This window comes from Roseomonas sp. 18066 (assembly GCF_902706185.1).
GTDB lineage: Bacteria > Pseudomonadota > Alphaproteobacteria > Acetobacterales > Acetobacteraceae > Pseudoroseomonas.
Genome location: NZ_CACSJM010000017.1, coordinates 1 through 18,257, shown reverse-complemented (window position 1 = coordinate 18,257; position 18,257 = coordinate 1). Strand labels below are relative to the sequence as shown.

20 protein-coding genes are annotated in these 18,257 nt (G+C 62.5%); 14 read left to right on the top strand and 6 right to left on the bottom strand.

Going from position 1 to position 18,257, the window contains the following annotated elements; translation table 11 throughout:
* The first annotated feature begins 3 nt into the window (after positions 1–3).
* Both GVN67_RS29930 and GVN67_RS05530 read left to right on the top strand, forming a co-directional pair.
* A complete protein-coding gene (locus tag GVN67_RS29930; protein WP_235034967.1) occupies positions 4–498 on the top strand; it encodes a hypothetical protein in 495 nt (164 codons plus the stop codon).
* Positions 411–1,262, top strand: coding sequence for a DUF4113 domain-containing protein (locus GVN67_RS05530; protein ID WP_235034966.1), 852 nt, complete (start codon positions 411–413; stop codon positions 1,260–1,262). The genes GVN67_RS29930 and GVN67_RS05530 overlap by 88 nt, the downstream gene beginning before the upstream one ends.
* A 20-nt stretch (positions 1,263–1,282) precedes the next feature.
* Here GVN67_RS05530 and GVN67_RS05525 read toward each other — a convergent pair whose 3' ends face one another.
* Together GVN67_RS05525 and GVN67_RS05520 are read right to left on the bottom strand one after the other, a co-directional pair.
* The gene (locus tag GVN67_RS05525; protein ID WP_159993634.1) at positions 1,283–1,525 is read right to left on the bottom strand and encodes a hypothetical protein; all 243 of its coding nucleotides are present in this window, start codon (positions 1,523–1,525) and stop codon (positions 1,283–1,285) included.
* A gap of 147 nt (positions 1,526–1,672) precedes the next feature.
* Positions 1,673–1,885, bottom strand: a complete 213-nt coding sequence (locus tag GVN67_RS05520; RefSeq protein ID WP_159993632.1) for a hypothetical protein — start codon at positions 1,883–1,885, stop codon at positions 1,673–1,675.
* 504 nt (positions 1,886–2,389) lie between these two features.
* On the opposite strand from GVN67_RS05520, the gene GVN67_RS05515 reads away from it, so the two are divergent.
* Positions 2,390–2,617 (top strand): hypothetical protein, encoded by a 228-nt coding sequence (locus tag GVN67_RS05515; RefSeq protein ID WP_159993630.1) that lies wholly within the window; start codon positions 2,390–2,392, stop codon positions 2,615–2,617.
* Positions 2,618–2,729: 112 nt separating this feature from the next.
* Here GVN67_RS05515 and GVN67_RS05510 read toward each other — a convergent pair whose 3' ends face one another.
* Positions 2,730–3,881, bottom strand: coding sequence for a glycosyl hydrolase family 28-related protein (locus GVN67_RS05510; RefSeq protein WP_159993628.1), 1,152 nt, complete (start codon positions 3,879–3,881; stop codon positions 2,730–2,732).
* A 667-nt stretch (positions 3,882–4,548) separates the two neighbouring features.
* On the opposite strand from GVN67_RS05510, the gene GVN67_RS05505 reads away from it, so the two are divergent.
* The 4 genes from GVN67_RS05505 (at position 4,549) to GVN67_RS30525 (ending at position 10,624) form a co-directional block, all read left to right on the top strand.
* Positions 4,549–5,361: a polysaccharide pyruvyl transferase family protein gene (locus GVN67_RS05505; RefSeq protein WP_159993626.1), complete on the top strand. Its 813-nt coding sequence runs from the start codon at positions 4,549–4,551 to the stop codon at positions 5,359–5,361.
* Between the two features lie 180 nt (positions 5,362–5,541).
* On the top strand, positions 5,542–7,032 hold the full coding sequence (locus GVN67_RS05500; RefSeq protein ID WP_235034970.1) for a DUF563 domain-containing protein: 1,491 nt from the start codon (positions 5,542–5,544) through the stop codon (positions 7,030–7,032).
* Positions 7,033–7,686: 654 nt separating this feature from the next.
* Complete coding sequence (locus GVN67_RS05495; RefSeq protein ID WP_159993622.1) at positions 7,687–10,182, top strand: hypothetical protein; 2,496 nt, start codon at positions 7,687–7,689, stop codon at positions 10,180–10,182.
* Between the two features lie 193 nt (positions 10,183–10,375).
* The gene (locus GVN67_RS30525; RefSeq protein WP_159993620.1) at positions 10,376–10,624 is read left to right on the top strand and encodes an integrase core domain-containing protein; all 249 of its coding nucleotides are present in this window, start codon (positions 10,376–10,378) and stop codon (positions 10,622–10,624) included.
* Positions 10,625–10,973: 349 nt separating this feature from the next.
* On the opposite strand, the gene GVN67_RS05485 is transcribed toward GVN67_RS30525, so the two are convergent.
* Both GVN67_RS05485 and GVN67_RS05480 read right to left on the bottom strand, forming a co-directional pair.
* Positions 10,974–11,366: a hypothetical protein gene (locus GVN67_RS05485; protein WP_159993618.1), complete on the bottom strand. Its 393-nt coding sequence runs from the start codon at positions 11,364–11,366 to the stop codon at positions 10,974–10,976.
* A gap of 115 nt (positions 11,367–11,481) precedes the next feature.
* On the bottom strand, positions 11,482–12,414 hold the full coding sequence (locus tag GVN67_RS05480) for a glycosyltransferase family 2 protein (RefSeq protein ID WP_159993616.1): 933 nt from the start codon (positions 12,412–12,414) through the stop codon (positions 11,482–11,484).
* Between the two features lie 255 nt (positions 12,415–12,669).
* Here GVN67_RS05480 and GVN67_RS05475 point away from each other — a divergent pair, with 255 nt between their 5' ends.
* The 7 genes from GVN67_RS05475 (at position 12,670) to GVN67_RS05445 (ending at position 17,786) form a co-directional block, all read left to right on the top strand.
* Positions 12,670–13,302 carry a hypothetical protein gene (locus GVN67_RS05475; RefSeq protein ID WP_159993614.1) on the top strand — a complete coding sequence of 211 codons (633 nt, stop codon included), beginning with the start codon at positions 12,670–12,672 and terminating at the stop codon, positions 13,300–13,302.
* Positions 13,303–13,349: 47 nt separating this feature from the next.
* The gene (locus GVN67_RS05470) at positions 13,350–13,895 is read left to right on the top strand and encodes a hypothetical protein (RefSeq protein WP_159993612.1); all 546 of its coding nucleotides are present in this window, start codon (positions 13,350–13,352) and stop codon (positions 13,893–13,895) included.
* A gap of 171 nt (positions 13,896–14,066) precedes the next feature.
* Complete coding sequence (locus GVN67_RS05465) at positions 14,067–14,891, top strand: alpha/beta fold hydrolase (RefSeq protein ID WP_159993610.1); 825 nt, start codon at positions 14,067–14,069, stop codon at positions 14,889–14,891.
* A 43-nt stretch (positions 14,892–14,934) separates the two neighbouring features.
* Positions 14,935–15,366, top strand: coding sequence for a DUF2231 domain-containing protein (locus tag GVN67_RS05460; RefSeq protein WP_235034965.1), 432 nt, complete (start codon positions 14,935–14,937; stop codon positions 15,364–15,366).
* Positions 15,366–16,655: a sorbosone dehydrogenase family protein gene (locus GVN67_RS05455; RefSeq protein WP_159993606.1), complete on the top strand. Its 1,290-nt coding sequence runs from the start codon at positions 15,366–15,368 to the stop codon at positions 16,653–16,655. Before GVN67_RS05460 ends, GVN67_RS05455 begins: the two co-directional genes overlap by 1 nt.
* Before the next feature lie 10 nt (positions 16,656–16,665).
* Positions 16,666–16,893 carry a hypothetical protein gene (locus tag GVN67_RS05450; protein WP_159993604.1) on the top strand — a complete coding sequence of 76 codons (228 nt, stop codon included), beginning with the start codon at positions 16,666–16,668 and terminating at the stop codon, positions 16,891–16,893.
* Complete coding sequence (locus GVN67_RS05445) at positions 16,890–17,786, top strand: SDR family oxidoreductase (protein WP_159993602.1); 897 nt, start codon at positions 16,890–16,892, stop codon at positions 17,784–17,786. The genes GVN67_RS05450 and GVN67_RS05445 overlap by 4 nt, the downstream gene beginning before the upstream one ends.
* 175 nt (positions 17,787–17,961) lie before the next feature.
* Here the strand turns inward: GVN67_RS05445 and GVN67_RS05440 are convergent.
* A partial coding sequence (locus GVN67_RS05440) for a transposase (RefSeq protein WP_159993600.1) occupies positions 17,962–18,257 on the bottom strand: 296 nt, incomplete at its 5' end.

Below are 18,257 nucleotides of genomic sequence, written 5' to 3'. Positions count from 1 at the left end.
GGCATGCCCAGCACCTATGGGCTGATCGACGGCAATTCCTTCTACTGCTCGGCCGAGCGTGCTTTCGCCCCCGTGCTGCGCGGCGTCGCTGTGGTGGTGCTGTCGAACAACGACGGCTGCGCCATCGCCAGGACCGCGGAAGCCAAGGCGCTCGGCATCAAGATGGGCGACCCCTGGCACCTGATCCGGGAGCGCCGCGAGCTGCGCGACGTGCGCTGGTTCAGCAGCAACTACCCGCTCTATGGCGACATGTCGCGCCGGGTCTACCAGGTGCTCGCCGAGCGCTTGCCGCGGGTCGAGCCCTACAGCATCGACGAAATGTTCCTCGACCTGGACGTGCCAGGCGATCTGCGCCGCCTGTGCCAGGAACTGCGGGAGGTGGTGCGCGCATCGCCAAGATCCCGACCTGCATGGGCTGGGGCCCGACCAAGACCATCGCCAAGCTGGCCAACGGCATCGCCAAGGACCATCCCGAGCTGGAGGGCCTGTGCGACCTGACCGACCCGGCGGTGCGGGCCGGCTGGTACGAGCGCCTGGAAATAGGGGAGGTCTGGGGCATCGGCCGGCGCACCGAGGAGAAGCTGGCGCAGCTGGGCATCCGCAGCATCGCGGATTTCCTGACCCTGGATCCCCGCATGGCCCGCGACCTGCTGACGGTGGTCGGCGGCCGGGTGCAGGAAGAACTGCGCGGCGTCTCCTGCCTGCCGCTGCAACTGATGGCTGCGCCGCGAAAGGGGCTGGCGGTGACCAGGTCGTTCGGCCGGCCGGTGCTGGCCTGGCGCGACATGCGGGAGGCAGTCGCGGCCTATGCCGCCCGGGCGGCGGAGAAGCTGCGGGCCGAGGGCATGGAGGCCTGCCACATGCAGGTCTTCCTGCACACCAACCCGCATGACGGCAGCGCTTGGCATTCGGCGCAGCGCAGCGCCCGCATCGAGCCGACCAGCGACACGCTGGCGCTGATCGGCGAGGCCATGCGCCTGCTGGTGCCGCTGTGGCGCGAAGGCTTCGCTTACGCCAAGGCCGGGATCATGCTGACCGAACTCGTCCCAGCGCGGCAACAGGCCCGGCTGTTCCAGACCCGTGACCCGGTGCGCTCGGCCAAGACCATGGCGGCGCTGGACGCGGTCAACGAGCGCTTCGGGCGCGGCACCCTGCGGCCGCTGGCGACGGGCATTGCCCGACCCTGGGGCACCCGGCAGCAGAAGCTATCGCAGCGCTACACCACCAGGATCGAGGAAATCATGCGGGCGACGACATTCTGATGCATGTCGATCGACCGATTTCAGGCTGTCAGGCGAAAGAGCCGTCGGATTGTCGCAACAGCTGCCTCGCGGCGATGCCGCTCGGCCATGGCCTCCATCAGCATATCGCCTGTTGTTCTGAAGGTGGCGGCTGCTACCCCGCAGCTCGGCTGCTGGGCCAGTGCCATCTTCGCCTTCCCATAGTCTTTCGTCAGCTTGATCACCGTCGCGTCACACCGACGCAGGTCTTCAACGGGGCTGATCTGCTGGGCAAGCGGTGTCATGGGCGGGCGCCGTTTCTCAATAATTGGAAATTACCGATATTTCGACATGTACTAGCGGTAATGTCTAGCTTCGAAGACTGCGCTGATGATCGCAATTCCGCGAGGCGGAAGTTTTCATGGGCGCAAATGGGGCATCGCCGGAAGGGGTCAGTCGGGCGAAAAACCAGCCTGCCGCCGGACGATGGCCACGACCTCGGCCAGGGCGACGTCAGGGCTGGGGCAGGGTCGCGACGTCGCTTCAACCGTCTTGCCGGTTGCGGCGATGGTCAGGACTGCGGTGCGGATCCACAAATCAGAGCCTGCTTCGGAGGGAGCGGACACCCTGATGGAATGGTCGCTGCGGATGATCAGCTGCGGCATGGGCCGCGGTTTATCCCAAGCTCCAAAAAATTCCAGATTAGCATCGGCGGAATTTGTCATGGCCATGAATATGGCGTTGCAGGATCGCAGCACGGCGGGCCCGATGAGCCAGGGCTGTGGTCAAATTGAAAGGCCTGCCGCGTGACGTGCCAAGGTCATGGCCGCCTTGTACGCAGCTTGTGGGCTACTGCAGGGAGGCGAAGTCGCTTCCACGGTGCGCTGGTCTTTGGTCGTCGTCAGCACCGCTTTGGCGCGCCACTGGTCGTCGTCGATCAGGACAGCAGGAAACACGCGCAACGTGTGATCGGGACGAACGAATAACCGCGGCATCGCGAAAGTCTAGCAGCGCCTTCCGAGAAGGCTACAAACCCATGTTAATGCGTGCGGGCAACGGTAGCACGACACTGTGAAACCAATGAATGCGGCATCTCCCACGCGCCCTGCCCTGCGCACGATAACTAAAGCTTATCGTGCAGACGAGAGCACCCGATGAACCTTCGCCCCATGCTGCATCTGGAATTCTCCGATGCGCTGGATGCCATCGGATGGACGCGCGCAAAGGCAGCTGACGAGCTCTGCCAGTTGCCAGTCACCGTTCGGCAATGGGCAACCGGTCGGCTGCCGATCCCCGATGAGGTGACCGTCTGGCTGCGACCCTATGCTGCCGAGGCCACAGCGCTGCATGCGCGGCACCTGCCGCCGCGACGGATTGGCAGACCTGCTCGATCATGATCTGGGGCGCTGTGATATAGGAAAAAAAGCCCCGCCGGATAACCGACGGGGCGCTTCCTCGCATAAGGCCATATGCACCTGTGCAGGCGCGTTGTGTAGGATCGGCCAGCTTTTAGAAGTTGCTGAGCCCGTTGATGCCGTAGCCGGTGATCGCCGCCGGAAAGACGCCGATCGTGGTGTTCTCGCGCCAGATCCCATAGTTGCGGATCTGGGTGGTGGAGTTCAGGTCGCCATAGATGCCACCGAGGAACGTCCCGCGGCCGGTGCCGGCGAGCAGCGCAATGGACGGATACTGGCCCTTATTGATCATGACCCCTTCGGCGTTGCGGATAGGCGTCTGCTCCGTCACCTCACAGGAAACGACTTCGAGGTCGCGGCCCTTGAAGTTGATGTTGCAGTAAGCGCCGCCGCTCACCTTCGACGAGACGAACTTGATGCGCTTGATCAGCTGCGGGTCGCTCGCAACGGCGTCCACCAGGTGGTTGGTGGTTGCGCCGAAGAAGTAGCAGCTGGTGAAGGTGCCGCCTTCAAGGGCGTCGATCTTCATCGCATTGGTGACAGGAAAGTCGCACTGGATGTCATAGGCCTGCAGGAAGGCGATGACATTGCCGCCGGTCAGGTTCGACGAGTTGGCGAAGTGATAGCCGATGTTGGGACCGACAGTGGAGGTGCTCTCCATCTGGATGCCGCCGATGTCGCCATCGAAGTAGAAGGCGGTGCCGGCGTTGTGGATCGAAACGGAGACCGTCTTCAGGCGGAGGAGATCGCCGCGCCGCGCGTCCTTGCTCGTGCCGGAGCAGTCGGCGACGAAGCCGCGCGGGCCGCGCACGCCCTGGATGTTGACGTTCTCGAAGGTAAGCGTGTTGAAGCGCCGGACGTAGGCGCCCACCCAGGGGCTGTTAATCATGATGTCGCGGATGTAGTGCCGCTCGGCGGCGTTGCCGACAGCGCCGACAACCTCCAGTGCATTGCCGGTGCAGTCGGCGGCTTCAATCCGAAGATCCTGCATGGTGTTGAACAGGAACGAGCCGGAGAAACGAACCGCGGGCAACGAGCCTACCGGATAGAGAACCGAACCGGACGGCCCTTTGTTCTCGCCGATCAGCATCTGGCCGTGGGTCTTGAAGACCAGCGGTGCGGTCAGCTTAAATTTGCCACGGGGCAGCTGAACGCTGTCGCCGGTGTTCAGCGCCGCCTGGATGGCGGCCGTATCATCGGTCGTGCCGTTGCCGACGGCACCGAACTCTGTGACGGGATTGCGCATGGAGATCCTCGCTGAATATGCGGCTTAGGAAAATCCGGCCGCCGAGGCTTTTGTTCCCCGTTTGTTCCTACAAAACAAGAAAATAATCCTGCCGCCGCCATCGCAAATTTGTGAGGTGGGCCTGGTTTGTGCGGCCCCTAGCGCAAGCCCCTAATCACCCTTCATCGATGTTGTTCTGACGGTTGCAGGGCAATGGCGGGCTTGGGGACGACGCCAAAGCCTTCGCCGGTCACCGAGAGGCGGATCCAATTCAGTGATCGGCAGCACTGGAACGTCGGCCGCTGCATCGTAACAACGTGCTACCTCCAAATTCCAGAAGGCTGGCTTAACGGCATCCGCCGTCCTCAATGTGCCTATGAGATGGGGCTAGAGCGGCGGTGTCCTCATGCATTGGTGCCATCGCCGAAGGTTACGCCTAGGGCTTCTTCGCATTTCTCGGATGGTCTAAGCTCAGCTGCTGCTTTGGAAGGGCGTCATGGGGACTTATAGCCATTACCCAGATCTCGAAGACGAGATGCGGAGGCTGGGAGGTAAGATCCCCCTGGCTTGGGTCCGTGCTGATCGGCAAGGCATTGGCAATTTCGGAGACTCACTAAGCGCTGTGGTCGTAAGCGCCATGTCCGGCCGCCGGCTCGACCCGCGCAGCTTCCAAGCAGATACCCCTCGCATGGCTGCCATTGGCACCATTGGGCAGGGCTTCCGGCGCGGCACGGCGCACTTCTGGGGTACGGGTTTCGACGCGAAGCTACGAGCCTTTGGAAACAAGGAGACCGCTTTCGCGCCTGCGCCGGGGACCAACTACGTCATCCACGCGGCTCGCGGCCCGAACACTCGCCGCCTCCTGCTTGAAAACGAGATCCACGCACCAGCAGTCTATGGCGATCCCGGTTGGTTTCTGCCGCGCATTCTCAACCCAAAGGTCGAGAAGACTATAGAACTGGGCGTCATCCCGCATATCTCGGGACTGGCCACAAAGTCAGCGACGGCACAGCCGAAAGCAGACAGAGTTCGCATGCGGATTAGCCCATTGGACGGCGTGCGAGTTGTGCCAACCTACCACCAAGCCGGTTGGGAAGGCTTCAAGGCACAGCTCGAGACTATTTTGTCCTGTAAGCGGATCGTCAGCACGTCATTCCACGGGCTAATTTTGGCGGATGCCTATCGCATCCCTTGTCTCTACTTCCCGCCACGGAGCAAATCACAGGCCGAGACGATGGACTTGGCAGGCGGCGAGGTCGATCACCGCGTGGCCGATTTTTACCTGGGCGCGGGGCGTAAGACGTTGCCGGCATTCGGCCAGCCGACCAGCCAGGAGACGCCATGGGATCGAGTTATAGCTGCAGTTGATGCCATGTACGAGCCGACCACTCACCGGAGTGAGGCAGCGCTTTTCGAAGCATTCCCGTTTAACAGCGTCGTCAATTACGAGGACGTCTCGTGGAAGATCAACGAAGAGGATATGGCTGCGATTCCGTTCTGATGCCCATAGGGATCTCTTCATAGCTTCAGAGTGTTTCATGCGGCTGTTGATAGCCAGCCGTTGCCCCCACGTGATTTTGCGTGTTTCGAGTCCGCACCGGCTGTGCTGATGTCTCGCCTATCTGCCCGCTTACCGTCTTCAGCGGCATCGTCAAAGTTACCGGATGCTGAGGTGCTTATCATGGTGTCACCCACAGCGTCGCTGGCATTGGAACTCAGCACAGCAAAGCTGGCCAAGGTGGGCCAGTGGCAAGCACTTTGTGACGATGTACTCAAGGTGATTGTCGCGCATAGTGCTGCGGCGTTGCGGCCGCGCACTTGGCTTTATCTGACGACTGCGGCAGCGGAAACTAGGTCTGAGCCGGCGCTAAAAGCAGTGATCGCTGCCGGCATGGACCATGTGCTGCCGCCGCACATCCGCGCTGAAATCGCCCTGAGACTATCCACAGGTCAACAGCAGGAAGCAGCGCTTGAAATTTTGCTGCATGACCCAGCGCTACTGCTGAATCCGAACCTGCGAATGAAGTGCGTAGCGGTGCTCAACCGCGCCGTTGCCCAGAGAGCGGACCAAAGTCTGACGATCCGCGCCCGCGACATCCGTAATCGATTGTTTAATAGGCACGCAGAGACGCCGGCCGCGCGGCAAGCCCTCCACGGTTTCGTCGCCACTCCTGCCATTGCGCTGCAACTGTCTCCACAGCCGGAGCCACTGACGATCTTCAATGCGGCCGCCATCCCACCGACAGATCTTGCCGAGATCCGCCAGCGCGAAGCGGACTTCAGCAGACGTCTGCATAATCCACCTCTGCCGCGTGTCCGACAGTATGAAGACGTTTTCGTCAACCGGCAGGGACAAATTTGGCAGGCCGACGGAACGGTTCTGCATGATGCTGGTCGACTTCTGGTACCTTCTAGTTTGCAGGCACAAACTGCAGCCGACCATGTCTCCGAGGCTGTTCTCGCCATAGAGAGGGCGGGCTTCTATCATTGGTATGCCGAATGGCTACCATCGCTGTTCTGGACATTGCAGGCGTCGGCATCCGAGATCCCATATCTGCTGCACGATCAGACGCCAACCTATCAACTAGATGCTCTGACAATGCTGCGGAAGAATCCTTTTCCGCTGCGCCGGGTGGGTGATGCGCTGCATGTCGGCCGCCTCTACGTCGCCGATCGCCACATAGCCTGTATGGGGAATTGGCAAGCTTATGCCGAAGGCTTTGGGATTTTAGCGGACCAAGCCCTAGCCAGTACGGCCGAACGAATTTACCTCACGCGCCGTGACACCGCCCGCCGTCCATTGTTGAACGAAGCCCAGTTAGAAGTGCGCCTGAGCCAGGCCGGTTTTCATTGCGTTGCGCTCTCCGAATTGACCCTGGCAGAGCAGATCGGCTTGGTGCAGGGCGCCGGTGTGGTGGTGGCGCCACATGGTGCCAGTATGGTCCACTTGCTGGGCCGCGGTAGCGGCAAGACGGTCTTCGAAATTATGCCAGTGCTGACGAGATGGATTTCAATTCGCCACAACATGGTGCGGATTTCTCAACTGAGAGGCCATCGTCACGCGCTACATGTCGTTCGGCCAAATATTCTAAACCATGAATGGTCGGTGGACGTCGGGCAAGTCGTGGATGAAATTCAGCGCTTTGCTGAGCGAAAAACGCCTCGGCTTTAGAGTTCAATGGTCGCCTGGCCATCCACCATTATTTATTCAGATATTCTATGATTCAAGATTATCTGCACTTCCCCTGGAATGACGAAGATTCTTACCGCGTATGAGAATGAAGAAATGTGAAAATGCTACGATGAGGCCGTGGTGGCATGAACGGCCCTTGCCAGCAGCCTACATCAATCCGCCCAGATAGCAGGCCATTCGCCGAAAGCTTTTGCTCCAAGCCGATGGCGGCGATAGTGCAGGATTATCGTGCAAAAGCCCGCTGGCCAGGCGCCTGTTGCCTTGGCGCCAATCCGGGCGATGGGGCCAAGCTAATTCGCCGAGGCCCTAGATCTGATCGGCCGGTCGCGCGCCCAAGCAGCTGAGCGGCTGCATCAACTGCCAATCACCGTACGCAAATGGCTAACGGCCACGCTGGCATCCCCGACGCGGTGACCGCCTGGCTGCTGCGGCCCGATGCTGCCGAGGCCGCCGCCCTGCACGCCCGGCATCCAGCTTCTCGGCGGATCGCCCGCACGACCGAACCAGCAGAGGACTAGCTTACAACCAAGGCGCAGGAATTATGTCCCCTTCCTGGAAATTGTTCTTTATTTGTTCCCCATAATGGGATTTCCTTCCTGGGTCGGATTGCCCGACTTCCACAGGAGAACCGCTTTGGCTTACAACGCCACCACCCAAGTCGCTGACCTGCTTGCCGACATGTTGGCGATCCCCGCCGCCTCCCGCTCTTCGGGCATGGTTGTCACGGTCAACGGCCGCACCGCGCCCTTCGATGGCTTCGAGGGAACCTTCGTTTGGCAGCCCGACAGCTTCGCCCCCGCCGATGACGCCATCCTGATCCGCGCCGCTGACCTGCCGGATCGCAGCATCTCCACGACCCGGCGCGTGAACGTGGGCACCGGCCCCGACAACGCCTACTCCGAGTACACCTTCACCGAGAACCACGGCTGGCTCGCCGGCCAAGCGTTCGAGGTCACAGGTCACCCGCAGCCGCTGGCCAACGGCCGCTTCGTCGCAAGCGTGATCAAGTCGAATACCCGCGTGCAGGACCCGGCGATCTTCACGCCGATCTACGGTAGCCATCCTGGCACGGGCGGCAAGGCCCGGCCGCCGGGGCGCTGGGTGCGCCAGAACACCGAAGCGGGCTATGACCCCGCCTGGTGGGGCGCAACCGGCACGGCTTACGCCGAGGACCTCTATTCTTCGCCGCAGGTGCTCGCCTCCGACGACCAGCCGGGCCTTCAGGCGGCGCTGGACGCGGGCGCGCGTGATGGTCGCCCGGTGCGGCTGAACGCCCGCGCCTACCACATTCTCGGCGCTGACCTGACCATCCCGATCGGTGGCGAGCTGATCGCCGGCACGTCGCGCATCGGCATCGTGTCCGACTACAACACCATTTTCCCGCGCATCATGATTGATCCCGCCTGGTCGATCCGGCTGCATGGCGGCGTGGTCCGCAATCCCAACATCGTGCGCCGTGGCTGGACCAAGGGCGCGGGCAACCTGGCCGACCTGAAGACCGAGCTGAGCCGCCGCAAGGGCATCGCCATCATCGGCAACAAGGACGTGCGGCGCTATATCACCGCCATCTCGTCTGGCAGTGCCAATGGCGGGACGGGGGAGTGGGCCTACAACCGCACCCGCGTCACCCTGAACACCGCGCACGGGCTGACCGCCAAGGCGACCGGCAACGGCAAGCTGAAGGGCGTCGATACCCGCAGTGCTCACTTCATAAATGTCGTCGGAGGTGAGCGCTTCGGTCGCCCCGAGCTGACGGGCCGACACTATGCCCACGTCATCAACTCCACGACGCTGGAGCTGCTGGACGTGCCCTACCAGTCGCACTTCGCTGGCTACACGGGCACCAATCCCGAAGGGCTGATGCTCTTCACCAATGGCGAAAACGTCAATGACGCCACGGTGGATGGCGCGACCATCATCGGCTTTGATACGGCCTTCTTCGCCTCGGGCCTGTCGCGCGGCAAGCTGGCCAATATCTTCGGTGACAACACCAACGGCATCTACTGGGCCGGCAGCTTCGACGTCTCCAAGATGGAAGACATCACGTTCAACAACGCGATGCTTTCGTGGGGCAGCGACTTCGAGACGCACCCGACCATCGTCGCGGTGACCAACAACGGGGCGGGCAAGGTCCGCGTCTCCACGGGCGCTGTGCCGCATCCGTTCGCGGTCGGTGACCTGTGCGTGCTGTCGGATATCCCGCCTGTCGGCTCCCCCGCCGTGCAGTCCTATTTATATGGCCGGTGGAAGGTCATTGCGACGCCGACCGCTACCACCTTCGACCTTGACTTGACTTATGCCGGCGCGCTGGGCAGCCGCGAGGGCGACGACCCCGCCGCGACCTACAACGTGGCGCATCGCATGGGCGTCGGCTTCCGCCTGTATGGCTGGGACGGCGGCATGCTCAACGCCTGCTTCGCCTTCGGCTACCAGAACGCCTGGTACCTCGGCGACGAGAACATGGCGCTGTCGGTGAACAAGGGCTCGTTCGACGCCAACGCCGACTACCCCGACCCCACCTTCGTTGGGTTGAAGCTGGAAGGGTCCTGGACGAACATCCACTGGGGTGCTTCTTTCTTCTCGTCATACGCGCTGCCGCTCTGGATGCGCGGGACGCAGGTCTACATCGATACTGACAACAGCTTCCGCTTCACCCGCGAGGATGAAGAGAGCCGTGAGCTGTATCTGTCGAACACCAAGGCCAACGGGACCAACTTCGCCTTCTTCATCAAGAGCGGGCGGCTGTTCGCCACCAATGGCGCGTGGCGCGGGGCCAATTTCAGCAAGTCCCATACCAAGGCGCGCGGCTATGTCGCCCCCGGCGGCGTGGCGAGCCTCTACATGCTGAATTACGACCTGAACGACCACCCCACCCTTGGCATGGATATCGCCGGGCCGTGGGCTGACGTCAGCCCCAATCCCGACCCGTCCATGATCACCTGGGTTGGCGACACCTCGGTCGGGGCGGGCGTGAACCTGCTGAAGGGCGGCAAGGAGGTTCGCCTCCAGGCCCCAAAGGTCTCGGTCATCGGCGTTCCTGTCTACACCAACAACACGACCGCGAAGGCGGCGCTCGGCACCGGGGCGCTGTTCCACACGGGCGACGGCAGCCTGCGCGTCACCTACTGATCGCGCCTACGGGAGGGGTCCAATCCCCCTCCCCTGTGCCGAGGCGCGGGAGACGAGAGACTTTTGCAAGCTGATCTATGCGCGTGGCGATGACGGGCGGATCACCGCCTATCAGCTCAGCCTCGTCGCTGAAGAGCTCGAACCCGAGAAGTCTATCCTGCTGCGGGTTAGCCCCTTGACGCTGAATAGGGCCATGGTGCAGCAGCTGGCTGAGGCCTTCCTTTTAGCAGTGGTCATTGAGGGCTCTGACCTAGTCCCATCCCCAGCCGCGGCACCCGGCGCGCTCATCGATCCGAGCAGCGCTCAGGCGTGCGCCGATAGGCGCCGCGCCATGCATCCCTGGCTGCACACCTACAACACCCTCAGGCCTCACTCGGCCCTCAAGGGACTGCCGCCCATCAGCCTCATCAGCAGGGACAATGTCCTTAGAAACGACACCTAGCTGTACTGCGCTCGTTCCAAGGGTATCCAGGGGATAAGAGGCATCACTGCCTCCGCGCCGCGAAGCCACAAAGCCTGGCTACCGCGACATTGGAGGGGCACTTCGCATGCCATTCTTCAGCGCCTGCCTCACCGAAAAGATGTAAGATGGAATGGAACGTTCACGGCACGCGCAGAAGATTTATTGAAAATGTCTCGCAAGTTGTTCTCGACTGCATCCAGCATGGCCTGTTCCGCTCTGTGAAACACTTCAGCCTATAAAAAATCGCGCACTACATGAGGTATCGACAAATAATCGCCACAAAAACAAGTTATAAGGCCAAGGCCATGATGCGAGACGAGATAGAACATTAGTGCGTTGAGGACGATTGCCGATGACGGACGATGGCTATCGAAACTGTCTCCAGCAGGTGCTGGGGATTAAACGGCCACTGAATCACGTCACGATCTCGCAGCAGTGGATCACTGTAGTCCTTGCCGATCAGGCTCAGCACGACAGATGGAACGCCATGGCGATCCAGGGTGTCTGCAAGCCTGTCCGCTCGGATCGAACGCAGGAAACAATTGTAGACTGCCGCGTCCAGCGGCATCGATGCCGCGAGTTCAAGTGCCTGGTCGATGCATGGCACCGGCCCAACGACCTGAGCTCCTGCCTCTTCCAAAACATCGGCAGCGTGACTGGCGAGAAAAAAGCTGTCCTCAACCACCAAAATGCGGCGGCGGAACAGCGCGGCATGGATCATGCCCACGGCAGCCTCCCGACTACAAAGATTAGGAACCGGTCATGCCGATTCCGTGAGCAATGTAAGCGGAAGGTTAACCGTTCTTCAAGTCCATTGTTAGTTCGGAACGAAAATTCTAGGTTGGCTTGCCGGCAGCCTTGGCGGCGGCTTCGGCAGCTTGCTTCTCGATGTTCGCGAGGCGGCCGTTCACCTCATCAGCGACCATCTTCTCGATCTGGGCATCGGTCGGGTGCTTAAACCCGAAGTCCACTCCATCGAGCCACTCGGTCAGCTTGTAGCCGTGTCGCTCGAAGGCTTCAGGCGTCATGTGGAGCCCGGTTGCGCCGATGTAGCGGCCATATGTAGCAAAGGTGTTTAGGGACGGCCGGTTCAGGGCGTAGGAAACCGCCTTCTTCACGTCGTCCTGCGACGTGACCCCGACCATGACGCCGTTGCCTCGATAGTGGCTTTTGATGAGGTCGTGGTCACGGCTCTTGTAGTCGCGGCCAAGGGTTACCTCGTAGAAAACCTTCATCAGCGGCTGCATCTCTAGCCAGTGGTCTCGGAACAAGCCGAAGCCCCAGTGGTGCGCGAGACGTCGAAGCTCGGTACGACGCTTAACTTGGTCGGCCGGGGTGGCCTTCAGATGCCCGTAGGCAGCAAAGTATCCCACCTTCTTCGGACCCCGATACATGTCATAGAAAAAATCCAGCAACCTTAAATAGTAAGGCGAAACTATCATGTCATCTTCGAAGAAATAGGCACAATCAGCCTGATACTCCTCAAAAAACAGACGCTCGGCATTTAGAAAATTTTGGGCGACACCGATATTAGATGGGCTCCGGTGGACAACTCCCTCGGGGAAAATTATTGAGAAGATAGCCACGCAGCGGTCAATGTCGCTTGGCTCCGCGGCTTTCCTTCCAGTGATCGAACTCACAGCACCGTCTTGGAACAGGTGGATCGCCCCATGGCTGCCATCGTCCTGCGCTGCGAGCGAAATCAGGACCTGCCGCAGATAATCAGGGCGGTTGAACGACATGACGGCGATGGGTGGCTTTGTGGTCATGATCTCGCCAATGCGGTGGTTAAAAGACCATGAGCCACGAGCGCTCAAGCGGCAAGGCCGGCGCTATGCGTCGTTCAATCAGAATATTCCGCGAAGCGCTTGAGTAGTCTTGCCCGGTATCTGGAAGCATCCTGCCGAATGAGTGGATTGGCGGGCGATTAGAAAAACGGTTCCGCCATTCAGCCGCCAACCAGAGCTAGCTCTACGATGACACCTAGATTCAGCGGAGATACAATGAATTTAGAGGTTTTGGAGATGGGCCAGATGACAACGCCAAAAATAGCCAATGATGAAGGTGGTTCTCAGCCGGTCTTGCCTATGAAACCTCGAATGTCGCCGAGTGAATTGTGTCTGTTCGAGAATTTCGCGCGGCATGCGGATCATTATCTGGAGTTTGGATCAGGTGGCAGCACCTGCGTCGCTGCGTCGATGGTGAAAAAATCCATCACCTCTGTGGATAGCTCGCAAGAGTGGCTGAATAAAGTCGCGGACATCTGTAAAATATATCCCGATTGGATTCAGCCAACTCTCGTCTTTGCCGACATCGGGCCGATAGGAGCCTGGGGCACGCCCGTCGACGAAACCACGAGGGAACAGTGGCCATCCTATCATGAAAATGTGTGGACGCAGTCTGCAGCGGCTGAAGCGGACTTTTTCATGGTTGATGGACGCTTTCGAATAGCTTGCGCGATGCAAATCCTCCTTCGATGCCGAGCGAACGCGATAATTGCCGTGCATGACTACAGAGTGCGTAAGGGATACTGGTGCATTGGTGAGCAAGCTCGCGAAATAGCCTCGTCAGAAAATATTTCGTTCTTCCAAAAAAGACCCGATCAAAACGATGCGAATATAAGAGAAATATTAGAACAAAATAAGTATCGAAAATAGTGTTAGACGGGTCTCGAACTCATACTTCAGTGGAGGAAATGGAAGCCATGGCAGAGCTGGAGGCGCACTCCCTTCATTCGACACTGCGCGAGCGCATCGTTGAGCATGTCTTCGTTGGGGAGGCGCTGCGAGCGCTATGGCGGCGCGGCGTCGTGGACGTCGAAGTCCTGCGATCAGAATTTGACGCCCACGGCTATGACCTGGTCATGGGACGAGGCGCCATCGTTCGGCATATCCAGTTCAAAACCGGCGTTCGCGACCGGCCCGGGGCCGTCTCGGTAAGCCGGTCGCTCGCGGGGAAGGCCAGCGGCTGCGTGATTTGGATCTCTGTGGACCTCGGCTTGGAAGCCAGGGCCTATTGGTGGTTTGGCGGTGGTCCAGGGCAGCCGCTTCCCGACCTGTCTGGCTTCAGCAGTCCTAAGCGCATCGGCCGGCGCGAGACTGGCGAACGCCCGCTCCGCATCAATCACAGCAAGGTGCCCGCCGGGCAGTTTCGGCGGCTTGGCAGCATGGATGAGGTGTTGGAGGTGCTTTTCGGGCCGCTGCCCGATGAGCCTACGCCTGTCGTCTCCGAGGAAACCGAAGCCGCATAACGGGCGCTATGGCAAGGCAGCATCAGCCGGCGCCGTCGCGACGCATAATAGAGCATAAGTTAAATATAATAACTTTCGGGCAAGCATAAGCTTTACAGACGCGCGCCTAATTCAGAAAAACCTTCCGACAAGTCCAGGGTTCTACCTGCATCCGACACATACAGGAACACCATGCCCTTCGCCAAAGCCCAGGACGGTACCGAGCTCTTCTTCAAGGACTGGGGCGCCGGTAAGCCCGTGGTCTTGATCCATGGCTGGCCGCTGAACGCGGACATGTGGGAGTACCAGGCGCCGGTGCTGGCCGCCGAAGGGTTTCGGGTCATCTCCTACGACCGCCGCGGCTTCGGCCGGTCGGGCCAGCCCTGGAACGGCTACGACTACGACACGCTCGCTGACGACTTGGCGGCAATCCTCGAGCATCTCGACCTGCGCGACGCGACGCTGGTCGGCTTCTCCATGGGTGGCGGCGAGGTCGCGCGCTACTTGGCGCGGCATGGCGCTGCGGGCCGCGTGGCCAAGGCCGTACTGGTCGCCGCCGTCACGCCCTTCCTGCTGCGCACCGCCGACAACCCGGACGGCGCCGAGCGTGCCATCTTCGACGAGATGGTCGAAGGCGTGAAGGTAGACCGCCCGCATTTCCTGGCGGGCTTTGGCAAGAAATTTTTCGGCGCCGGGCTGCTGAACTTCGCCGTCAGCAGCGAGATCCTCGAATGGAGCAGCATGATGGCGCTGCAGGCCTCGCCCAAGGCGACGGTCGACTGCATCCGCGCTTTCTCCGAGACGGATTTCCGCGGCGACCTGCCCGCCTTCCGCGTGCCGACGCTGATCATCCATGGCGATGCCGACGCGACCGTGCCGATCGACATCTCGGCGCGCAAGACGGCAGCGCTGATCCCCGGCGCCGAGCTGATCGAATACGAGGGCGCGCCGCATGCCCTGGTCTTCACCGAGAAGGACCGGCTGAACCAGGACCTGCTGACCTTCCTGCGCCGCTGAGCCCGCGACCGCAGGGCACCGCCAAGACATGAAAGGAGCCGCCGTGGCCGCCATCTCCCGCGCCGGATCGACCAGGTCGCTACATCCGCTGCAGGCGATCCTGCTGGGCTTTCCGCCGCCGCTCTTCCTGGGCGCCCTGCTCAGCGACCTCGCCTATCGGGCGAGCTTTCAGGTGCAATGGGCAAACTTCTCGGCCTGGCTGATCGCCGGCGGGCTGGTGGCCGGCGGCTTCCTCCTGCTCTGGGCGCTGGTCGACGTCTTCCGCAGCCCGGGGGCGCGGCGGAAGCGCGCGGCCCTCTCCTTCATCGTGGTGCTCGTTATGTGGGCGCTGGGCTTCGTCAACGCGTTGGTCCACGCGAAGGACGCCTTCGCCATCATGCCGGAAGGGCTCTACCTCTCGGCGTTCGCGGCGCTGCTCGCGCTGGTCGCCGCCTGGATCGGCTATTCCGGCTTTCAGTCGAGGGAGGCGCCGTGATGCGCAGGATGCTGCTGATCGGGACTGCCGCTCTCGCCTTGTCCGCCTGCGACGGCGACCCCGCGCCGCAACAGCGCGGTGCCAATCCCGGGCTGCCGGCGCCGCAGCGTGGCCTGCTGCCGGAGATGACGGTGCCGCGGCCGGCCGCCTGGGGCAGCGAGCGTCCAACGGTGCCGCAGGGCTATGCGATCCAAGCCATCGCCACGGATCTCGGCATTCCGCGCCAGACCCTGGTGCTGCCCAACGGCGACATCCTGGTGGCCGAGGGCTCGGGCGGCCGCGAGGCCCCCTCGCTGCGGCCGAAAGACTTCATCGCCGGCTTCATCAAGAACCTCGGCAAGAGCGGCGTGGCCAGCGGAAACCGGCTGACCCTGCTGCGCGACGCCGATGGCGACGGCACCTATGAGATGCGGCGGGTCTTCGCCAGCGGCCTCAACGCGCCCTATGGCCTCGCTTTGGTCAATGGCGCGCTCTATGTCGCCAACCAGGATGCGCTGGTCCGCTTCGACTATCGCGATGGGCAGACCGAGGCGAGCGGCCCCCCGGCGCTGGTCGCCGAGCTGCCCTCGGCGATCAACCACCATTGGACCAAGTCGCTGACGGCCAGCGCCGATGGCCGCTTCCTCTATGTCGGCATCGGCTCCAACAGCAACATCACCGAGCGCGGCATGGCGGCCGAGGTCGACCGCGCCATGGTCTGGCAGATCGACGCCGCCACGGGCGCCCACCGGCCCTATGCCACCGGCCTGCGCAACCCGACCGCGCTGACGATCCAGCCCGGCACCGGCCAGCTCTGGGCTGTGGTGAACGAGCGCGACGAGATCGGGCCGGAGCTGGTGCCGGACTACCTGACCTCGGTGCGGGAGGGCGGCTTCTACGGCTGGCCCTACAGCTATTGGGGCCAGAATGTCGATCCGCGGGCGCAGCCGCAGAACCCGGCCAAGGTCGCGGCGGCCCTCCGCCCCGATTACAGCCTGGGCGCGCATGTGGCCGCGCTGGGCGTCGCCTTCTCCGCCCCGACGATGGGCGCAACCTTCGCCGAGGGCGTCTTTGTCGGCGAGCACGGCAGCTGGAACCGCAGCGTGCCCACGGGCTACCGGGTGGTCTTCGTGCCCTTCCGCGACGGCCGCCCCGCCGGTGCCCCCATCGACTTCGTCTCCGGCTTCCTGAACGCCGAGGGTCAGGCGCGCGGGCGGCCGGTCGGGGTCTCGGTCGATCCGCGCGGCGCGGTGATCGTCGCCGACGACCTGTCCAACACTGTGTGGCGCATCACGCCGCGCCGCCAGTAGGAGAACCAGCATGGCCGACAAGGCAGCCCGCGAAGGGCTGAAGAATTGGGGCCACGGCCCCTCCAGCGGCCGGCCCGGCAGCGTCGGCCCGCATGACGTGACGCGCGACCAGCTGAAGCCTGGCGGAAAGGACGTCGACCCGGAGGCCTATGACCGCATGCCGCCGCCGCAGCCCGGGCCCGATGCGCCCGTCAACATCAAGGCGAAGCCCGCCGCCACGAAGGAGAAGGACGCATGAGCAAGGACCGCCTGACGATGCAGGATCCGCGCTTCCAATATCCGCGCCCACCTTTCCACCGGCAGCCGCAGGCCGCCCCCGGCCTGGCGGGCAGGATGGACCCCAAGCCTGACCACGGCGAGGAAAGCTACCAGGGACATGGCAGGCTGGCCGGGCGCCGAGCGCTGATCACCGGCGCCGATTCTGGCATCGGCCGCGCCGTGGCCATCGCCCTCGCCCGCGAAGGGGCCGATGTGGCGCTGGGCTATCTGCCGAGCGAGGAGGCCGATGCGCAGGAGGTCGTCGCCCTGATCCAGGCCGCCGGGCGCAAGGCCGTGGCCCTCCCGGGCGACGTCACCTCGGAAGCCTTCTGCCGCGCCCTGGTGGCGCAGGCCGCCGAGGCACTGGGCGGCCTCGACACGCTGGTGGTCAATGCCGGCCGCCAGCAGACCCGGCCCAATGTCGAGGCGGTCACTTCCGAGGATTTCGACCGCACGCTGAAGACCAACCTCTATGCGCTGCACTGGATCGTCCAGGCGGCGGTGCCGCTGTTGCCGCCGGGGGCTGCGGTGATCACCACCGCCTCGGTGCAGGCCTATGAGCCCTCGGCCATCCTGATCGACTATGCCACCACCAAGGCGGGCATCGTCGCCTATACCAAGGCGCTGTCGAAGCAGCTGATCGAGAAGGGCATCCGCGTCAACGCCGTCGCCCCCGGCCCCTTCTGGACGGTGCTGCAGCCGAGCGGCGGCCAGCCGCCGGAGAAGGTCGAGCAGTTCGGCGCGCACAGCGCCTTCGGACGCCCGGGTCAGCCGGCCGAGCTGTCGCCGGTCTATGTCTTGCTGGCCTCGCAGGAAGCCAGCTTCATCACCGGCGAAATCTATGGCGTCACCGGCGGTGCTGGCATCGCCTGACGGCAGCGCTGCGCTGCCGGGGCCTCCGCGGACGTCTGGCTGGATGCACTGCCAGCTGAAGACCAACAGCCCTTAGGTGGTGTCCCAGGTGCTGCACGTCACGCCCAGAGTTGTGTGCGTCGGCAGTCGCCCGCTGCGGCCTCATGGCCGTATCGGCCGAGAACAGCGTCTAGGCTCAGGACTCTTTGATCCAGAAGAGGACGGCGGCGGCGAGGCAGATAGCGGAGAAGAAGGTGTGGGCGCAGGGGTCGTAGCGCATGGCGACGCGGCGCCAGTCCTTGATACGGCCGAACATGTTTTCGACCCGATGGCGCTGGCGGTAGAGCACCTTGTCGTAAGGGATGGGGATCTTCCGGCTGCGCGTTGAGGGAATGCAGGGGATGATGCCGCGGGCGATGAGGGCTTCGCGGAAGCGGCGGCTGTCGTAGCCCTTGTCGCCGAGCAGTTCCTTGGCCTGCGGCAGATGGGGCA

What these genes read in the sequence shown, in the direction of transcription:
- GVN67_RS29930 (WP_235034967.1), top strand. Translation starts at nt 4, where the DNA reads ATGCCCAGCACCTATGGGCTGATCGACGGCAATTCCTTCTACTGCTCG.
- GVN67_RS05530 (WP_235034966.1), top strand. Translation starts at nt 411, where the DNA reads ATGGGCTGGGGCCCGACCAAGACCATCGCCAAGCTGGCCAACGGCATC.
- GVN67_RS05525 (WP_159993634.1), bottom strand. Translation starts at nt 1,525, where the DNA reads ATGACACCGCTTGCCCAGCAGATCAGCCCCGTTGAAGACCTGCGTCGG.
- GVN67_RS05520 (WP_159993632.1), bottom strand. Translation starts at nt 1,885, where the DNA reads ATGCCGCAGCTGATCATCCGCAGCGACCATTCCATCAGGGTGTCCGCT.
- GVN67_RS05515 (WP_159993630.1), top strand. Translation starts at nt 2,390, where the DNA reads ATGCTGCATCTGGAATTCTCCGATGCGCTGGATGCCATCGGATGGACG.
- GVN67_RS05510 (WP_159993628.1), bottom strand. Translation starts at nt 3,881, where the DNA reads ATGCGCAATCCCGTCACAGAGTTCGGTGCCGTCGGCAACGGCACGACC.
- GVN67_RS05505 (WP_159993626.1), top strand. Translation starts at nt 4,549, where the DNA reads ATGGCTGCCATTGGCACCATTGGGCAGGGCTTCCGGCGCGGCACGGCG.
- GVN67_RS05500 (WP_235034970.1), top strand. Translation starts at nt 5,542, where the DNA reads ATGGTGTCACCCACAGCGTCGCTGGCATTGGAACTCAGCACAGCAAAG.
- GVN67_RS30525 (WP_159993620.1), top strand. Translation starts at nt 10,376, where the DNA reads ATGGTGCAGCAGCTGGCTGAGGCCTTCCTTTTAGCAGTGGTCATTGAG.
- GVN67_RS05485 (WP_159993618.1), bottom strand. Translation starts at nt 11,366, where the DNA reads ATGATCCATGCCGCGCTGTTCCGCCGCCGCATTTTGGTGGTTGAGGAC.
- GVN67_RS05480 (WP_159993616.1), bottom strand. Translation starts at nt 12,414, where the DNA reads ATGACCACAAAGCCACCCATCGCCGTCATGTCGTTCAACCGCCCTGAT.
- GVN67_RS05475 (WP_159993614.1), top strand. Translation starts at nt 12,670, where the DNA reads ATGGGCCAGATGACAACGCCAAAAATAGCCAATGATGAAGGTGGTTCT.
- GVN67_RS05470 (WP_159993612.1), top strand. Translation starts at nt 13,350, where the DNA reads ATGGCAGAGCTGGAGGCGCACTCCCTTCATTCGACACTGCGCGAGCGC.
- GVN67_RS05465 (WP_159993610.1), top strand. Translation starts at nt 14,067, where the DNA reads ATGCCCTTCGCCAAAGCCCAGGACGGTACCGAGCTCTTCTTCAAGGAC.
- GVN67_RS05455 (WP_159993606.1), top strand. Translation starts at nt 15,366, where the DNA reads ATGCGCAGGATGCTGCTGATCGGGACTGCCGCTCTCGCCTTGTCCGCC.
- GVN67_RS05450 (WP_159993604.1), top strand. Translation starts at nt 16,666, where the DNA reads ATGGCCGACAAGGCAGCCCGCGAAGGGCTGAAGAATTGGGGCCACGGC.
- GVN67_RS05445 (WP_159993602.1), top strand. Translation starts at nt 16,890, where the DNA reads ATGAGCAAGGACCGCCTGACGATGCAGGATCCGCGCTTCCAATATCCG.